This window comes from Pseudomonas sp. 21LCFQ02, assembly GCF_024129895.2.
GTDB lineage: Bacteria > Pseudomonadota > Gammaproteobacteria > Pseudomonadales > Pseudomonadaceae > Aquipseudomonas.
In genome coordinates this window covers 2,011,020-2,027,557 of record NZ_CM178749.1, presented here as the reverse complement: position 1 = coordinate 2,027,557, position 16,538 = coordinate 2,011,020, and the positions used below count along the sequence as shown (strand labels likewise).

The following is a 16,538-nucleotide window of genomic DNA, read 5'->3' as shown; positions in this document are numbered from 1 at the left end:
ATGGCACTACGCATTCCTGGTGCACTGACATACACTGCGCGGCCGTTTTTTTCTGGAAGGCACTCTCCATGACAGATCAATCCCCGGCCCGTGCCTGCGGCATCGACTTCGGCACGTCCAATTCCACCGTCGGCTGGCTGCGCCCCGGCATGGAAACGTTGATTGCCCTGGAAGACGACAAGATCACCCTGCCGTCAGTGGTGTTCTTCAATATCGAAGAGCGCCGCCCGGTGTTTGGCCGCCTGGCCCTGCATGAGTATCTGGAAGGCTACGAAGGCCGCCTGATGCGTTCGCTCAAGAGCCTGCTGGGTTCCAAGCTGATCAAGCACGACACCAGCGTGCTGGGCACCGCCATGCCGTTCACCGACCTGCTGGGGTTGTTTATCGGCGAGCTGAAAAAGCGCGCCGAACGCAGTGCCGGCCGGGAGTTCGAGCACGTGGTGCTGGGCCGCCCGGTGCATTTTGTCGATGACGATGCCGCTGCCGACCAGGAGGCCGAAGACACCCTGGCCGCCGTCGCCCGCAAGATCGGCTTTAAAGACGTGTCGTTCCAGTTCGAGCCGATTGCCGCAGCGTTCGACTACGAGTCGGGCATTGACCAGGAAGAGCTGGTGCTGATTGTCGACATCGGCGGCGGTACCTCGGACTTCTCGCTGGTGCGCCTGGCGCCTGAGCGCCGCAGCCGTGACGACCGCCAGGACGACATCCTGGCCACCGGCGGCGTACACATCGGCGGTACCGATTTCGACAAGCAACTGAGCCTGCAAGGTGTGATGCCGCTGTTCGGCTACGGCAGCCGGATGAAAAGCGGTGCGTTCATGCCGACCAGCCACCACATTAACCTGGCGACCTGGCACACCATCAACTCGGTGTACTCACAGAAATCGAAACTGGCGCTGGGCAGCATGCGCTACGACATCGAAGACGCCAACGGCATCGACCGTCTGTTCAAGCTGATCGAGCAGCGCGCCGGGCACTGGCTGGCCATGGAAGTGGAAGCCAGCAAGATCGAACTGAGCCAGGCTGAAAGCCGCCATGTGGCCATGCAACGCATTGAGGCCGGCTTGAGTGTCGACCTGACCCGGCCGCTGTTCGAGTCGGCCATCGAGTCGCAACTGGAGCAAGTGCGCAACAGCGTCACTGAGTTGCTGAACAAGGCCGGGGTCGGCGTCGCGCAGGTCAACACCGTGTTCTTCACCGGCGGTTCCAGCGGCATCCCGGCACTGCGCAACAGCGTGTCACTGATGCTGCCCAACGCCCGACACATTGAAGGCGATATCTTCGGCGGCATCGGCAGCGGCCTGGCGATCGAAGCCAAAAAGCGTTACGGCTGAGGAGCCGTTGCAAGCCCCCAAGCTGTAAGCCTCAAGCGAAAAGCCAGCCTCGACCAGCTTCTAGCTTAAAGCTTGCGGCTTGTCGCTGCGTTCAGACCAGACCCGCCTGCTTCAATTCGCTCTTGAGGTAGGCGTAGTACACCGGCCCCGCCACCACGCCAGGCAAACCGAAAGCGGCTTCGAACAGCAGCATGGCCAGCAACAGCTCCCAGGACTTGGCACTGATCTGGCCGCCGACGATGCGTGCGTTGAGAAAGTACTCGACCTTGTGGATAACGATCAGGTAGCCCAGCGCCGCCAGCGCCACCCACAGCGACACCGACAGGCCGACGATGAAGATCAGCGTGTTGGACAGCAGGTTACCCACCACCGGCAACAGGCCCAGCACGAAGGTCATGAAGATCAGGGTCTTGGTCAGCGGCAGGTGAATGCCCCACAGTGGCAGCACCACGGCCAGAAACACCGAAGTCAGTGCGGTGTTGAGCAACGAAATCTTGATCTGCGCAAAGACAATGTTGCGAAACGCCTGGCTGAGCAGGTGCAGACGATCAAACAGCGCGGCAGCCAGCGGCTTGCGGCTGCTGACATCGCTGATGCGCTGCAAGGCAATGATCGCGCCCAATACCATGCCAATGAGCATGGTCACGAACATGTGCGCGGCGCCCTTGCCGATCAGTTGCAGCTCGCCAATGTGCTTTTGCAGCCAGACCACCAGCGAGACCCGGAACTCGGCCGCACTGGCCGGCAAGTAGGACTCGATGAACGGCGGCAACTGACCGCGCGCGCGGTCGATCAGGGTCATGAACTTGTCCAGCGAGGCGCCAGGGTTTTCCGCCTCGTGCAGGATGAAGCTGAACGCGCCGGCGAACAACAAAGCCAGCAGGCTCACCACCAGGGTGCCAAGCAACGCCACCGCCAGCCAGCGCGCCCGCTCGCCGGCAATCAGGCGCTGCAAGCGCGGGGTCAGCATGTTGACCAGCTCAAACACCAGCAGGCCGCAGAGCAGGCTTGGCAGCAAACGAAACGGCAGCACGAACAGCAGGCCGCCAAACATGATGAGCCAACTGGCGATGAAGATCTGACGCGAAGAAAACGTTGGCATAGCGCCTCATACGGCAGCACGGACAAGCGGGCAGTCTGCCAGCCTTCCAGAGCGAGAACCAGTGAGCGCGCTGCAACGTGCCTGACAACACTGGCAACAATCAGCGGCGCGCCCCCGATTTGACGGGGGCGCGACCGAATGACGCAGGCTGAAAATTATTTCTTGCGGGCGCGAAAGCTAGAGACCGGCGGCTTTCAGCCGCGCGGCATGCTCCAGAAACAGCTGCACCGGCCGGGCCCCGCGCCCTACCAGGCCGATCATCTGATTGACGCTGTCGAAGTGATCCAGCGCAAAGTCATCACCGATCACCCGCCCCAGATGCGAGCTGAAGCGCCCGACCATGCCGTCACACTGGCCGCGCTCTTTGGTGAAGGTCCGGGCAAACAGGCGACAGACGATATTGGAGCCATCGAGCAGGTTCAGCCCACGATTGGTGATCCCTGGCTTGATGATCCCCGACCAGGAGTAGTAGCGCACGCCATCGACCACCTCTGCGCCCTGCCCGCCCCAGGACTCTGGCAAGCCTTGGGGATAGGCGCGGTTGAACAGGGCCACGCCGGTGGTGGTCAACGACTGGTGCGAGGCACTGATATCGGTGGGCAAGCGCGGCCCGCGATAGCCGGTTTCGAAGATCCGGATCAACCCGTCGAGCAAACCGATGATCGCATTGACGATACGCCCGCCTGGCGTGCCCACCGGAAACCGCCGCTCAAGAAAGTCGGCCAGTTCCGAACCATGATTGGGGCCGGCCACGGAGGTGACCGAGGCCACCAGGTCCGGGCGCTTGGCCGCCACATAGCGGACCGTCAGCGCGCCCTGGCTATGGCCGAGCAGATTGACCTTGGTCGCGCCGGTTTCGCGCATGATCTGCTCGATGACCAACAACAGTTGTTCCCCGCGGATTTCCGTGGAGTTGACCCCCGAAACCATGACCGGAAAGACCTTGGCACCACCACGCTCCAGAGGTTTGACGATCCCGAACCAGTAGGGGTAGATCAGCACCCTGACAAATCCCAGCAGGCCGGGGACCAACAACAGGGGATAACGCGTGGCGTAGTCTTGTGTCATGAGACGCTCCTGTCCTGAACCTTGATGGGTTCAGCCTAGCGGCGTTTGCCGACAAGGCAGCAAAAGACGACCAACAAACGATACTGGCCAAATGCATCGAACTCTCTGCCGCCGCTGCGGTTCAAAATCGTACCGGGCCGGCATCGGCTCTGTCATACGGAGAGACTGCGATGTACAAGCAAATCCTGGCAGCAAGCTGTGTTCTGGCAACTCTGGCCGGCTGCGGCAGCACCACCGTGCAAAACCCGGTGGACTACGTGACCTATCGCGACCAGCCGCTGGTCAAGCAGGTCGAGAACGGCATGACCCGCCAGCAGGTGCTGACCATTGGTGGCGAACCTTCGACCACCGTGCAGCGCAAGGTCAACCCTGGCACCTGTAATAACTATGTGCTGACCAAAGACGGTCACCAACAGGTGTATCACGTGAGTTTCAACAGTGATGGCAGGGTGGTACACAAGGGTTTCATGACCTGTGAGCAGCGCGAGCAGAACGAAAAGGCAATGTAGCGTTAAACGACATAGACAAAAGCCCGGTAACTAAAAAACCGGGCTTTTTGCTCTCTGGCGTCGTGACCGACCTAACGCCCTTGACATCCTCCCCGGCCTGAAGGCCGGAGACTCCTACGGCGCTCAGGCGCGGCATCGAGCCGCCCCCGAGTCGCTTCGGTGGGTTCCTGCTGCTGGCGCCATGACCTCTGCGCTCACTTCACAGGCTAACCGGGCGTGTCCCGCCCTTAGTACATTGATCGCCCCGACCACATCGGCGTTGCCTTCGAAACCACATCCCACACACCTGAACAGCGCCTGCGTCTGGCGGTTAGCCGCCGACACATGGCCGCAACACGGGCACGTGCGGCTGGTATTTTGCGGCGGCACGGCAATCAGCCAGCCGCCGCGCCACGCCAGCTTGTAGTCCAGTTGGCGGCGGAACTCGAACCAGCCCTGATCGAGGATGGCCCTGTTCAGGCCAGACTTGGCCCGAACGTTTCTTCCCGGCGCCTCTGCCGTACCTGCCGCCGACCTGGACATATTGCGTACCTGCAAGTCCTCGATACACACCATCGCGTGGTTTTGGCTGATCGTGGTGGAGCACTTGTGCAGGTAGTCGCGGCGGGCATTGCCGATGCGCGAGTGAATGCGCTGGACGCGGGCTTTCGCCTTCTTCCAGTTGCGGCTGAATCTGACCTTGCGGCTCATCGCCTGCTGCGCTTTGCACAGCGCGGTTTCATGGCGTTTGAAGCTGTTGAGGGGTGCGTAGAACGAATCATCCGAAAGCGTGGCGAAGCGGGCAATGCCCATGTCGATGCCGACTGCCGCACCCTGTGCCGTGGGCTGCTCATCGATCTCGCGTTCGGTCTGGATGCTCACGAACCACTTGCCACACGACTGGCTCACGGTGATGTTCTTCACCGTGCCAGGCACCTCGCGGCTGTTGCGGTAGCGCAGCCAGCCCAGCTTGGGCAAGAACAGGCGGCTGTTGGTCTGGTCGAGCTTGATCTGTTTCGGGTCGGGGTAGCGGAAACTGTCGCGCTGCCCCTTCTTCTTGAGTCGGGGAAAGTCGGCTCGCTTGGCGAAAAAATTGGCGTAGGCCCGCTCCAGATCCTTGAGGCTCTGTTGCAATGGGTGAACAGGCGCATCGGCCAGCCATGCGGTTTGCGGATTATGGCGCCACTCGGTCAGCAACTTGCACAGGCCCGCATAGCCGAGCTTGTTCTCGCCTTGCTCGTGGCGTTCTTTCTGCAAAGCCAGCGCCTTGTTGAAGACGAAGCGACAGGAGCCGGCAAAGCGGCGCATTTGCCGCTCCTGCCGGCCGTCTGGCATGAGTTCGTACTTGAAGGCTTGAAGTCGTTGCATGCTGCTCTTGAGCCATGAGCAATGAAGACGCCATTAGGCGCGGACGGCACGGTGTTTTCAAGGTGCATGCCCATGGGGTCTTTGTAACGAAATACCGCCGTAGAAGGGCATCTGTGTCGCCGTATTACGTCGCATCATCCTGTGGCTGTGCATCCATCGAACAGCAGCAGACACCCCACTGCAACCAGGGACGGCTACGCCGTCCACGCTATCCTTCCCCGCCCTGAACGGCGTGGCTTGTCGCGCCCCGCTGGTCAAGGTGGCTGGCAGCCCAGCAGCAATCGTGCAGCCTTGAATCATTCAAACCTCAGAAAACCAGCTTGAACAGCGCGATGACCACGATCAAACCAATCAGAAAAATGATGCCGACGGTGCCGCCAAGGAACTTGAGCATGGTGTCTCTCCATAGAAAGGTCTCATCGTTGTGACCCCCACCTGCTGCAGTCGTTTCGTGTTTTTTACACCCGGATGAATGATTGAATTCCGATAAAACTTTTCCTGTCGCTTGTTACTCACAACCTGTAACGACTTCGCCGCACCGGCTGCAACAGAGCGAAGCGTCACAACCGTACTAGCCCAGGAGATACCTGATGAACAGCCTGAACCCAGCCCATACCCTGTCTGACGTCAGCAGCCTGCGCCAGCGTGCCCGCCAGAACGTCGAGAACGGCGCGGTCACCGAAGGCTACAGCGCCGACCGCGATACCATCCTGCGCCTGCTCAATGAGTCGCTGGCCACCGAACTGGTGTGCGTGCTGCGCTACAAACGTCACTACTTCATGGCTTCGGGGCTTAAAGCCAGCGTTGCGGCGGCAGAGTTCCTCGAACACGCCCAACAGGAAGCCGAACACGCCGATAAACTCGCCGAGCGCATCGTGCAACTGGGCGGCGAGCCGGAGTTCAACCCGGACCTGCTGTCGAAAAATTCCCACGCCCAGTACGTGGCCGGCACAACGCTCAAGGAAATGGTCTACGAAGACCTGGTGGCCGAGCGCATTGCAGTGGACAGCTATCGGGAGATCATCCAGTACATCGGCGAAGCTGACCCGACCACCCGGCGCATCTTCGAAGACATTCTGGCCCAGGAAGAAGAACACGCCGACGACATGGCGGACATTCTCGCTGATTTGTGAGGGTGGATGGCTGGGGCGCTATCCATGACGCCTCGGCCACTCGCTATTGATTCTGCTCCACTGCCCTCCACTGCCCGGCACAGGCCAGCCACTGGACCAGGCCTGCCAAAGGTCAATCAGGCACTTTATGCTTCGGAGGGAGCAGTAATGGGCCTAACTCCAGGACTGTTCTTTTAGTCGCTATATACCTCTGTGGGAGCTCCCCTGGTAGCTAAGAGGCCAGTAAAAACACTGCATCTGCCGTGACTTTACCGACCTCTTCGCGAGCAGAGTTCGCTCTCATCAAACAAATTACAAATCGCTGATTTACAAGGCCCTCCCGTAGGAGCAGCTTTAGCTGCGAAGCCTTTCGCAGCTAAAGCTGCTCCTACGGGGTTGCGTGTTGGCTACGCGACAGCGCGGCGCCGAGGCGGCGGGCGATCTCCCATAGAGATTTTTGAGGCTTAATCGAACAGTATTGGGCTTACCCCTGATTATCGGGTCGCCTTGGGTAACTTGCCGGCCCTGATCTGTTCCAGCATCGGGGTGCATTGGTCCGGGGTGCTGTCGCCGGTGGCAACCAGCGCCAGCAGGCTCGCTGCAGGGCCGGCGGCGACACCCAGCGCCAGCATGCCGGCGCCGCGCAGCAACAACGGGCCGGTCTGTACACCGGCATTGGGTTTGGCAAAGGTGCCGTTGACGTACAACGGTGAGCGCAGGGAAAACACCCGGAAGCCTTTCGACTCAGGATTGATCTTCAGGTCCAGTTGCTCGCTCTTGAGATTGGCGGTGCCGTTGATGTAAATGATCGCGTTCTCGGTATCGAACACAAACAACCGGCTGCTGGCCAGGCCGTCCTTGATCCCGAAGTCGCTGACCGCGCAATTGATCTTCACTTCCTTGTCACCGAACAACTCTCCAACCAGATAATTGCCAACATTGAGCCCGGCGATTTCCATCAGTCCGCGACTGATCGCACCATCGTTGATCAACATGCGCAGTTGGCCATTGGCGGTCCCCAACAAGGTCGCGACCGAGTTGCCCTGGCCGCTGATATCAGCGTCACCATTGAGCTCACCGAAGCTGGTTTTCATCGGTTCGAACGTGGGGAACAACTGCTTGAGCTTAAAGCCCCGGGCCGACAGTTTGGCGCGCCCCTGCAGCGGCTGGACGCGACCGTTAAGGCGAATATCGGCATCAAGCTTGCCGCCGGCCACGCCAAAGCGCAGCGGTTGCAGGCTCAACTGACCATCATCGAGCAGCACATGGGTGTACAGATCGCTCAGCGGTAGTTCCGGCGCCTGGACGATGCGCTTGCCGGTGAACTCCACATCGGCATCCATGGCGCGCCAGCGGTCGGTGGCAAATGTCTCGACCGGCAACACTTTACCCGACGGCTGCTTGCTCTCGCCGCCGCGCTTTTTCTGCTCGGTATTGGAATCGGCACCGATCAGCGGCGCCAGATCGGTGAACAGCAACTGGTTGGACACCAGCTTACCGGTCAGTTTCGGCCGTGGCTGGCTGGCGACAAAGCCCAGGTCACCGTGGATGTCACTGTTACCGATCTTGCCGTTGAAGCCTTCATAACGGAAGTTCGCACCTTGCGGGTCCTTGAGCCGGGCAATCAATCGACCGTCGGTGGCGTATGCCCCTGAATCGGGCAGGGTCACGCCGGTCAGCGGGTACAGGTTGCTCAGGCTCGCGCCGGAGAGTTTCAGGCGCAGGTCCAGGGCGCCGAAGTTCTGCGGATCGGTCAGGGTGCCGGCGACCACGATATGGGTATCGGCAATTTTTACATCGGCCTGCACCGGAAATGGCTGGCTGGCATCCTTGAGGGCCAGCAACCCGCCAACCTTGCCATTGCCGCCAACCGGCAGGCCACGGTATTGACCCTTGGTGGCGATGGCAAAGGCATAGTCCTGGGGCCTGGCGCCCTTCTCGGCCACCTTCTGTGCTTCTTTGCCGCCGACAATGTCACTGAACGGAATCGGTTTACCCAATGGGGTGATGACCAGTTCCATCCGGGTTTTAAGGGTCTGGTCATCAATGCTTACCAGGCCTTTGTCGAAGCGGATCGAGCCAATGTCGAGCTCCCACGCCGAAGGCTCTGCGTCTGGATCGGACTTGGGCAGGTCGAACACCCAGTTGGCGCGGCCGTCGGCCAGCCGTTCGAGCTTTGCGTCGGGTTGATTCAGTTCGATGCGGGGAATCACCACCCGCTGGCTCAATAACGGCAACGGCGAGAGGCTGAACGTCACTTGTTTGAGCGTGACCATCTGCGCCTGACGCGACCAGTCAGGGTTGCCCAGGGTCAGGTCCTGCGCGACAAACTGCGGCCAGGGCACCCAGCCACGCCAGCCGTTTTCATCGCCTTCGCGCTGCCAGCGCACGCTCAGATCCCCGTTGATGGCAAACGGACGATGCAAGGCTGCGCTGACTTTGTCGTTGATAAAAGGTTTGAGGCGGTTCCAGTCAAAGGTGGCGATCACAACGATCAGAATGGCCAGCAGGGCGACCAGGGTGACGCCTGTCCAGGCGAAAATCTTGCGGCTGCGCGTCATTGCGACTCTCCAGAACCCGCGCGCCAATCAGGCGCGCTACACACGACATACCACTTTGACTGGTAAAAGCCAGCATGGTTTGACTCGATCACTCATCAACCTGCTATCGGTCGCTCTCGTGTTAGAGTGCAGCGCAGTTTATCCCCGGAACGCCCCACCCATGTCACCCCGCGCCGAACAGAAACAACAGACCCGCCGCGCCCTGCTCGACGCCGCACATCAGTTGATGGAAAGCGGCTGCGGCTTCGGCAGTCTGAGCCTGCGGGAGGTGGCGCGTACTGCCGGGATCGTGCCGACCGGTTTCTATCGGCATTTCGACGACATGGACCAGTTGGGTCTGGCGTTGGTCGCGGAAGTCGGCCATACCTTTCGGGAAACCATCCGCCTGGTCCGCCATAACGAAATGGTGATGGGCGGCCTGATCGAAGCCTCGGTACGGATTTTTCTCGACGGTGTGGCGGCCAACCGGCAGCAGTTTCTGTTCCTGGCCCGCGAACAGTACGGCGGCTCATTGCAGGTTCGTCAGGCGCTGGCGGCATTGCGCGAAGGTATCGTCGCCGACCTGGCCACAGACCTGGGGAAAATGCCCAAGTGGCAGCATTTGAACAGCAACTCGCTGGGCATCATTGCCGATCTGGTGGTCAAGAGTGTGTTCGCCATGTTGCCAGAGCTGATCGACCCGCCAGCTGCCCCGCTGGCGGCCCACCTGACCCCGCAGGCCAAGATCACCGAACAACTGCGTTTCATATTTATGGGCGCGCGCCATTGGCGCGGCCTGCACGGTTAGCAGTACGCCTGTTAACATGCGCGCATCCGATCCTGCCGTGATGCCCGCTCATGCCCCACGCCTCCAGCACCGCTCCACAGCCTGAACTGAGTCAGGTGTTTGCCGCCTTGCAAACGCATTTTCTCCAGATTGTCGTGCCCATATGGCTGGGCCCAGGCTGGAATCCGGCATTGGCACTGCCCTTTGAGGCCGTCGACCCCGCGCACCAGCCACTGCCTGCGCAGCGCTACCGGGCCATGGCCTGCGCCCGCCAGTTGTTTGTGTTCGCAAGCCTGATCGGCAACTCGCAAGTGCCGCAAGCCGAGCAGCGTGCCCATGCGTTGTTCCGCTCGTTGCAGCGGCACTTTCACGATGCCGAGCATGGCGGCTGGTTCTACAGCATCGACCCGCAAGGCGCCCCGCTGGATCGGCGCAAGGATCTGTATACCCACGCGTTCATCATTTTTGCCTGCGCGCACTACTGGGCCAAAACCCGAGAGCCATTGGCCGAGTCGGCACTGGATGCCGCCTTGAGCGTGGTACGCGAGCATTTTGCCGATAGCCAGGGGCTTTATGAAGCGAGCCTTGGCGAAGACTGGTCCGATCTGGGCAGCGGCGCGTTGCAAAACCCGCTGATGCACCTGGCCGAAGCCTTTCTGGCGACGTTACAAGTGCGCGCCGACCCCGACACCGTCGAAGCACTGGAAGGGCTGGTGGATCACATGCATGAGCACTTCATTGATCCGGCGAGTGGGGTGCTGCTGGAGAAGCCGCTCGGCGCTGTGGATAACTGGTACGAGCCGGGGCACCAGTTCGAGTGGTTCTTTCTTCTGCAATCAACCCCGCAGTTGCATGGCAGCCCGTTGTACAAGGCGCTGCACAAAGCGTTCGCCGTGGCTCAGGCGCAAGGCGTGGATGCCCGCAGCGGCGCGGTCAGTGCAATGCTTAAACCCGATGGCAGTATCGTGGACGGCACCCAGCGTATCTGGGCCCAGGCCGAGTACCTGCGTGCCCTGGCGTTACGCGACGGTGCGCAGCCGTTGCTGGCGGCGCAGGCCATGGCGCTGCAGACCCGGTTCATTTATCCACAGGGCTGGCATGAGTGCCTGGACAGCGAGGGCAAAGTCAGCCGCAGCGACATGCCCTCCACCACCCCGTACCACCTGGCAACCTGCTACCTGGGGCTGGAAAACCACCTCAATAACAACACCTGAGCCGGTAGGAGCGGCCGGGCGGCGGTCCGCTTCAGCCGCGAAGGCTTCAGCATCAATTCGCTGCTGAAATTCGCTGCTAAAGCAGCTCCTACGGGGTCAGCGGACAGGTTTTAGCCGCGGTTGCGATCGATGGCAAAGCCTGCCCAGGTCTGGCTGACCGGCATCAGCTCCAGGCTGTTGATGTTGACGTGGGCCGGCGTGTTCATGATCCAGAAGATGGTCTCGGCAATGTCTTGCGGCTGGATCGGCTCGGCGCCGGCATAGGTGGCGTCGTACTTGGACTGGTCACCGGCAAAACGCACCAGCGAGAACTCGCTTTCGCACAGGCCCGGCTCAAGGTTGGTGACCCGCACGCCAGTGCCGACCAGGTCGTTACGCAAGTTCAGCGAGAACTGACCGACAAAGGCCTTGGAGCCGCCGTATACGTTACCGCCCGGATACGGGTAGTTACCGGCCACCGACCCCAGGTTGACAATGCTCGCACCACGACCATGGGCGATCAGGCGGGGCAACAGCAGGCGCGTGGTATAGACCAGGCCCTTGATGTTGGTGTCGATCATGGTGTCCCAGTCGTCCAGATCGCAATTCGGTGCCGGTTCCAGGCCCAAGGCCAGGCCTGCGTTGTTGATAAGTCCGCGAATCGTGGCGAATTCTTCCGGCAGTTCGGCGATGGCCTTCTCCATGGCCTTGCGGTCACGCACGTCCAGCTCAAGGGTCAGCACCCGGGTCTTGGCCGACAACTCGGCCTGCAGCGCATCCAGACGCTCCTTGCGCCGACCGGTAAGTACCAGCGACCAGCCGGCCTCGGCAAAGCGGCGGGCACAGGCTTCGCCAAACCCGGACGTCGCTCCGGTAATGAATACGGTGGAAGTCATTTCATTCTCCTGACATGGCGCTGAACCGCGCAGCCTGTTGATAAGTGCGTCAACTGCAAACAGCCGCGCACACAAGACCGGCAGAATGCCCGTGCGATCGGCCGAGGATCAAGCCCGGTGGATAAAACAGCCAATACCACATGAAACTGTACAAAAAACGATCAACAGCCTGTAAGCCATGCAGTTCGTGGCCTGTAGCTGGTTTTACTCACCTTATCCACAGTCAGGCCCACAATTTCCGTGAGCAACTCTGAAACCGGCAAAGCCTTGCGTGACGCGGGCTGCGGGGCCTAAGGAAAAGTTTTTTGCTTGACTTGCGCTGCCTGGTTGTAACGAGCCGTTCATGGATGTTTAGCGAAAATACCTCGCAGCCCTTTGGGTACTTGGCATTGCCGAGTCTTTCCAAGGCTTTCCCACAGAGTTATCCACAGGATGACAAGCACCTTATACTGTATCAATAACCAGCGCTCAAACAATTGACAAACGCTCTGATACGCTTGAAAAAAACCGCTGATCATTTTTTAACCATAGCGCTATAAGCCTTGTATATAAAGGCCTACAGATAAATGCCACCAAGTTATCAACAGTCAGTTCCACAGTAATCCTGAACAAGTCAAAAGCGTGACAAAACAGGCCGTTACAGCGGCTTTATGTCGCGCTCCAGCGCCGCGCCAAAAAGGTTTTCCACAATCGGAAAAAATGACGCCCCGGACGATAACCGGCCGGGGCGTGGATAACTGCTGTTGAAAACTTGACGCGATCAATGCCCGCCCAGATAAGCGTTGCGCACCTCCTCGTTGCAGAGCAGCTCCTGGCCGGTGCCGGACAGGCGAATCTCGCCGTTGACCATCACGTAGGCGCGGTCAGACAGTTTCAGGGCGTGGTTGGCGTTCTGCTCGACCAGAAAGATGGTCATGCCGGTAGAGGCCAGCTCGCGCAGGATCGAAAAGATCTGTTTGACGATGATCGGTGCCAGGCCAAGGCTCGGCTCATCAAGCAGCAGCAGTTTGGGCCGGCTCATCAGCGCCCGGGCAATGGCCAGCATCTGCTGCTCGCCACCCGACATGGTCATCGCCCGCTGGTTGCGTCGCTCCTTGAGCCGGGGAAACAACTCGAACATACGCTGCATGTCTTCGCCGCAGTGCTTGTCACCAATCGGAATGGTGCCCATCAGCAGATTCTCTTCCACCGACATGTCGGGGAACACCCGGCGGCCCTCCGGTGACTGGGCAATACCGTTGGAAGCGATGTAGTGCGAGGACTTCTGGGTGATGTCGGTGCCCTGGTAGAGAATCTGCCCGCTGGCCGCCCGCGGCTGGCCGAAAATCGACATCAGCAGGGTCGACTTGCCGGCCCCGTTGGCACCGATCAGGCTAACCGTCTCGCCTTCATCGATGTGCAGCGACACCTTCTTGAGCGCCTGGATCGGCCCGTAGAACACGTCGATCTCTTTCAATTCGAGGATCGGTTGACTCATACCAGTTCCTCTTCCTCAGCGCCCAGATAGGCAGCAATCACTTTGGGGTCGTTACGAATGTCTTGTGGCTTGCCCGCCGCAATCACGTTGCCGTGGTCGAGCACCACGATGTCATCGGAAATGCTCATGACCATCCCCATATCGTGCTCGATCAGCACGATCGTCATGTCGTGTTCATCGCGCAGCTTGCGGATCATGCCGCTCAGGGCTTCGGTTTCCTGCGGGTTGAGGCCGGCAGCCGGCTCGTCGAGGCAAATCACCTGGGGCCGGGTACACATGGCCCGGGCGATTTCCAGACGCCGTTGCTGGCCGTAGGACAACTCACCGGCCAGGCGGTTGGCACAGTCCACCAGATCCACCACTTCGAGCCAGTAGAATGCGGTATTCAAAGCGTCCTCTTCGGCCTTGCGATAGCCACGGGTGTTGAGGATACCGCTGAGCAAGTTGCGGTTGACCCACATGTGCTGGGCCACCAACAGGTTCTCCACCACGGACATTTCCTTGAACAGGCGAATGTTCTGGAACGTCCTTGCCAGCCCTGCGCGGTTCACCAGGTGAGTACCGCCGAACATCTTGTAGTACAGCCGGCGGAAAAAGCTCGGTGGCGAGATAAAGTCGGTCGGCTGGAAAGACTCGCCCAGCAGCTTGATGACGTTGGTGGTTTTGCCACGGGTGTGCAGCTCGATGCGCCCGCCAGTGGCCTTGTAAAAGCCGGTCAGGCAGTTGAACACGGTGGTCTTGCCGGCGCCGTTGGGGCCGATCAGGGCGAAGATCGAATTGCGCCGCACTTGCAGGCTGACGTCACTCAACGCCTTGATACCGCCAAAGTGCATCATCAGGTGCTCGACCGAAAGTACGATTTCCTGGCTCATTGCGCCGCTCCTCCCTGCACCAGAACACCCTTGCGAGGCTTGACGCCGGTGCGGCTGATACGGATCAGGCCGCGTGGCCGCCAGATCATCATCAATACCATCAGGATGCCGAACAGCAGCACCCGATATTCAGCGAAGCTACGCAGCAGTTCAGGGGCAACCGTCAGCACGAACGCCGCGATCACCACGCCGACCGTCGAGCCCATGCCACCCAGTACCACGATGGCGAGGATCAGTGCCGACTCGAAAAAGGTGAACGAGGTCGGGTTGACGAAGCCTTGATAGCTGGCGAAAAACACCCCGGCAAGACCGGCAGTGGAGGCACCGATGGTGAATGCCGAGAGTTTGACCAGCACATGGTTCAGGCCCATGGCACGACAGGCGATCTCGTCCTCACGCAGCGCTTCCCAGGCACGCCCGATAGGCATACGGGTCAGGCGATGCTTGATGAACAGCACCGCCAGCACCACGATGAACAGCACCGCATAGATGAACAGGAATTTCAGGTCAGGGTTGTATTCGAAGCCAAAGTACTCGTGGATCGGCACCCCGCCCTCTCTCGCCCTGCGCCCGAACTCCAGACCGAAGAAGGTCGGCGACGGCACCGGCACACCATTGGGACCACCGGTGAACGACAGCCAGTTGTTGAGCACCAGGCGAATGATTTCGCCAAAACCCAGGGTCACGATGGCCAGATAATCACCGTGCATGCGCAACACCGGAAAGCCCAGGATACAGCCCGCCAGTGCCGCAGCAATGGCCGCCAAGGGCAAGGCCGACCAGAAACCCAGGCCCAGATACTGGTAACCCAGCGCCAGACCGTAGGCGCCGATGGCGTAAAACGCCACATACCCCAGATCGAGCAGGCCAGCCAGACCGACCACGATGTTCAGCCCCAGGCCGAGCAACACGTAGATCAGGCCAAGAATGACCACGGTCAGCAGGTACTTGTTGGCAAATACCGGAAAGATCACGGCAATGACGATCAGGGCCGGGATAATCCAGTACAGGCTCGACTTGTGATCAGGCTTGAGCACATGCACCCCTGCGCCACCGGACTCCATGCCCTGGGCCAGCCGCTGGCCGCGCGCAGTTTGCAGGAACAGGCTGAGCAGCAGGCGCCCGACCATGACCACGGCGACAAACATCGCAACCTTGGCAGGCTCAAGATTGAAGCTGTAGCCGTCCAGGACCACGCCGACGATAGGACCGAACACGATCAGCGCGAGCAGGCCGGCCAGCACCGCGTCGATCAGGCTTTTCTTGTAATCGATTGGTTTAGTAGGAGCTGACATGCTTACACCTTAGCCACGAGTGGGCGGCCCAGCAGGCCCTGCGGACGGAAGATCAGGATCAGCACCAGCAGGCTGAAGCTGAACACGTCTTTGTAGTCAGAGTTGATCATCCCGGAGAACTGCGCCTCAGCCACGCCAAGAATAAGCCCGCCGAGCATCGCTCCCGGCAGTGAGCCGATGCCGCCCAGCACGGCAGCAGTGAATGCCTTGATGCCGATCACGAAGCCGGCGTAGAAGTCGAAGGTGCCGTAGTTCATGGTGATCAGCACACCGGCCAGCGCCGCCATGGCCGCACCGATGATGAACACATAGGAAATCACCCGGTCAGTGTTGATGCCCAGAATCGAGGCCATCTTGCGGTCCTGCTGGGTGGCGCGGCACATCCGGCCCAGCTTGGTGCACTGGATGATGTAAGTCAGGATCGCCATGCCGGCAAAGGCGGCGATCAGGATAAAGATCTTGGTGTAGGTGATCTGCACGAAGCCGCTGCCGATCTCGAAACGCCAGGCGCCTTCGAGCAGGGTCGGTACGCCTTGCTGACGGGCACCCTGGCTGATCTGAGCGTAGTTCTGCAGAATCAGCGAAATACCGATGGCACTGATCAGCGGTGCCAGACGGGTCGAGTTACGCAGTGGCTTGTAGGCCACCCGCTCGATCACAAAGCCGTAGACCCCGGTGACCACAATGGTAAACACCAGGGTGCCGAGAATCAGTAAGGGAAAGGACTCAAGCCCAAAAAAGGCCAGCACCGCCAGACCGATGGCGGTCAGGTAGGCAGAGATCATGTACACATCGCCGTGGGCGAAGTTGATCATGCCGATAATGCCGTAGACCATCGTATAACCGATGGCGATCAGGCCGTAGACCGACCCGAGGGTCAGGCCGTTGACCATTTGTTGCAGGAAAATACCGTCCATCACGCACGCTCACACACTTGAAAGCCGCTCAGGGTCCTGCCCGCCGCGCCTCTAAAGGCGCAGCGAACAGGTGCAAAGGGAACAATCCA

Annotated in this window: 15 protein-coding genes; 5 read left to right on the top strand and 10 right to left on the bottom strand. The window is 60.2% G+C overall.

Annotated features, from left to right (window positions below; all coding sequences use genetic code 11):
• The first annotated feature begins 68 nt into the window (after window positions 1–68).
• A complete protein-coding gene (locus tag NJC40_RS09260; protein ID WP_045486907.1) occupies window positions 69–1,334 on the top strand; it encodes an Hsp70 family protein in 1,266 nt (421 codons plus the stop codon).
• Window positions 1,335–1,425: 91 nt separating this feature from the next.
• Here the strand turns inward: NJC40_RS09260 and NJC40_RS09255 are convergent, their stop codons facing one another.
• Window positions 1,426–2,436 carry an AI-2E family transporter gene (locus NJC40_RS09255; protein ID WP_045486905.1) on the bottom strand — a complete coding sequence of 337 codons (1,011 nt, stop codon included), beginning with the start codon at window positions 2,434–2,436 and terminating at the stop codon, window positions 1,426–1,428.
• A 177-nt stretch (window positions 2,437–2,613) separates the two neighbouring features.
• The gene (locus NJC40_RS09250; RefSeq protein WP_045486903.1) at window positions 2,614–3,504 is read right to left on the bottom strand and encodes an alpha/beta hydrolase; all 891 of its coding nucleotides are present in this window, start codon (window positions 3,502–3,504) and stop codon (window positions 2,614–2,616) included.
• 170 nt (window positions 3,505–3,674) lie between these two features.
• Here NJC40_RS09250 and osmE point away from each other — a divergent pair, with 170 nt between their 5' ends.
• Complete coding sequence (gene osmE, locus NJC40_RS09245; RefSeq protein ID WP_045486901.1) at window positions 3,675–4,013, top strand: osmotically-inducible lipoprotein OsmE; 339 nt, start codon at window positions 3,675–3,677, stop codon at window positions 4,011–4,013.
• Between the two features lie 123 nt (window positions 4,014–4,136).
• On the opposite strand, the gene NJC40_RS09240 is transcribed toward osmE, so the two are convergent.
• Window positions 4,137–5,360, bottom strand: a complete 1,224-nt coding sequence (locus tag NJC40_RS09240) for an RNA-guided endonuclease InsQ/TnpB family protein (protein ID WP_492180517.1) — start codon at window positions 5,358–5,360, stop codon at window positions 4,137–4,139.
• Between the two features lie 307 nt (window positions 5,361–5,667).
• Entirely contained in the window at window positions 5,668–5,754 is an 87-nt protein-coding gene (locus NJC40_RS09235) for a small membrane protein YohP (protein WP_442963079.1), read from the bottom strand.
• A 196-nt stretch (window positions 5,755–5,950) separates the two neighbouring features.
• Here NJC40_RS09235 and NJC40_RS09230 point away from each other — a divergent pair, with 196 nt between their 5' ends.
• Window positions 5,951–6,493, top strand: coding sequence for a ferritin-like domain-containing protein (locus tag NJC40_RS09230; RefSeq protein WP_045486897.1), 543 nt, complete (start codon window positions 5,951–5,953; stop codon window positions 6,491–6,493).
• Between the two features lie 473 nt (window positions 6,494–6,966).
• Here NJC40_RS09230 and NJC40_RS09225 read toward each other — a convergent pair whose 3' ends face one another.
• A complete protein-coding gene (locus NJC40_RS09225; protein WP_253114609.1) occupies window positions 6,967–9,033 on the bottom strand; it encodes an AsmA family protein in 2,067 nt (688 codons plus the stop codon).
• A 160-nt stretch (window positions 9,034–9,193) separates the two neighbouring features.
• Between NJC40_RS09225 and NJC40_RS09220 the strand changes: the two genes are divergently transcribed.
• Both NJC40_RS09220 and NJC40_RS09215 read left to right on the top strand, forming a co-directional pair.
• A complete protein-coding gene (locus tag NJC40_RS09220; RefSeq protein ID WP_045486891.1) occupies window positions 9,194–9,820 on the top strand; it encodes a TetR family transcriptional regulator in 627 nt (208 codons plus the stop codon).
• 50 nt (window positions 9,821–9,870) lie between these two features.
• Window positions 9,871–11,013: an AGE family epimerase/isomerase gene (locus NJC40_RS09215; RefSeq protein WP_253140332.1), complete on the top strand. Its 1,143-nt coding sequence runs from the start codon at window positions 9,871–9,873 to the stop codon at window positions 11,011–11,013.
• Window positions 11,014–11,123: 110 nt separating this feature from the next.
• Here the strand turns inward: NJC40_RS09215 and NJC40_RS09210 are convergent, their stop codons facing one another.
• From NJC40_RS09210 to NJC40_RS09190, 5 genes are all read right to left on the bottom strand, one after another.
• Window positions 11,124–11,888, bottom strand: coding sequence for an SDR family oxidoreductase (locus NJC40_RS09210; protein ID WP_253140331.1), 765 nt, complete (start codon window positions 11,886–11,888; stop codon window positions 11,124–11,126).
• A gap of 760 nt (window positions 11,889–12,648) precedes the next feature.
• Complete coding sequence (locus tag NJC40_RS09205; RefSeq protein ID WP_045486883.1) at window positions 12,649–13,365, bottom strand: ABC transporter ATP-binding protein; 717 nt, start codon at window positions 13,363–13,365, stop codon at window positions 12,649–12,651.
• The gene (locus NJC40_RS09200) at window positions 13,362–14,237 is read right to left on the bottom strand and encodes an ABC transporter ATP-binding protein (protein WP_045486881.1); all 876 of its coding nucleotides are present in this window, start codon (window positions 14,235–14,237) and stop codon (window positions 13,362–13,364) included. The genes NJC40_RS09205 and NJC40_RS09200 overlap by 4 nt, the downstream gene beginning before the upstream one ends.
• On the bottom strand, window positions 14,234–15,532 hold the full coding sequence (gene livM / locus NJC40_RS09195; RefSeq protein ID WP_045486879.1) for a high-affinity branched-chain amino acid ABC transporter permease LivM: 1,299 nt from the start codon (window positions 15,530–15,532) through the stop codon (window positions 14,234–14,236). The genes NJC40_RS09200 and livM overlap by 4 nt, the downstream gene beginning before the upstream one ends.
• A 2-nt stretch (window positions 15,533–15,534) precedes the next feature.
• Entirely contained in the window at window positions 15,535–16,449 is a 915-nt protein-coding gene (locus NJC40_RS09190; RefSeq protein ID WP_045486877.1) for an ABC transporter permease subunit, read from the bottom strand.
• Window positions 16,450–16,538 lie beyond the last annotated feature (89 nt).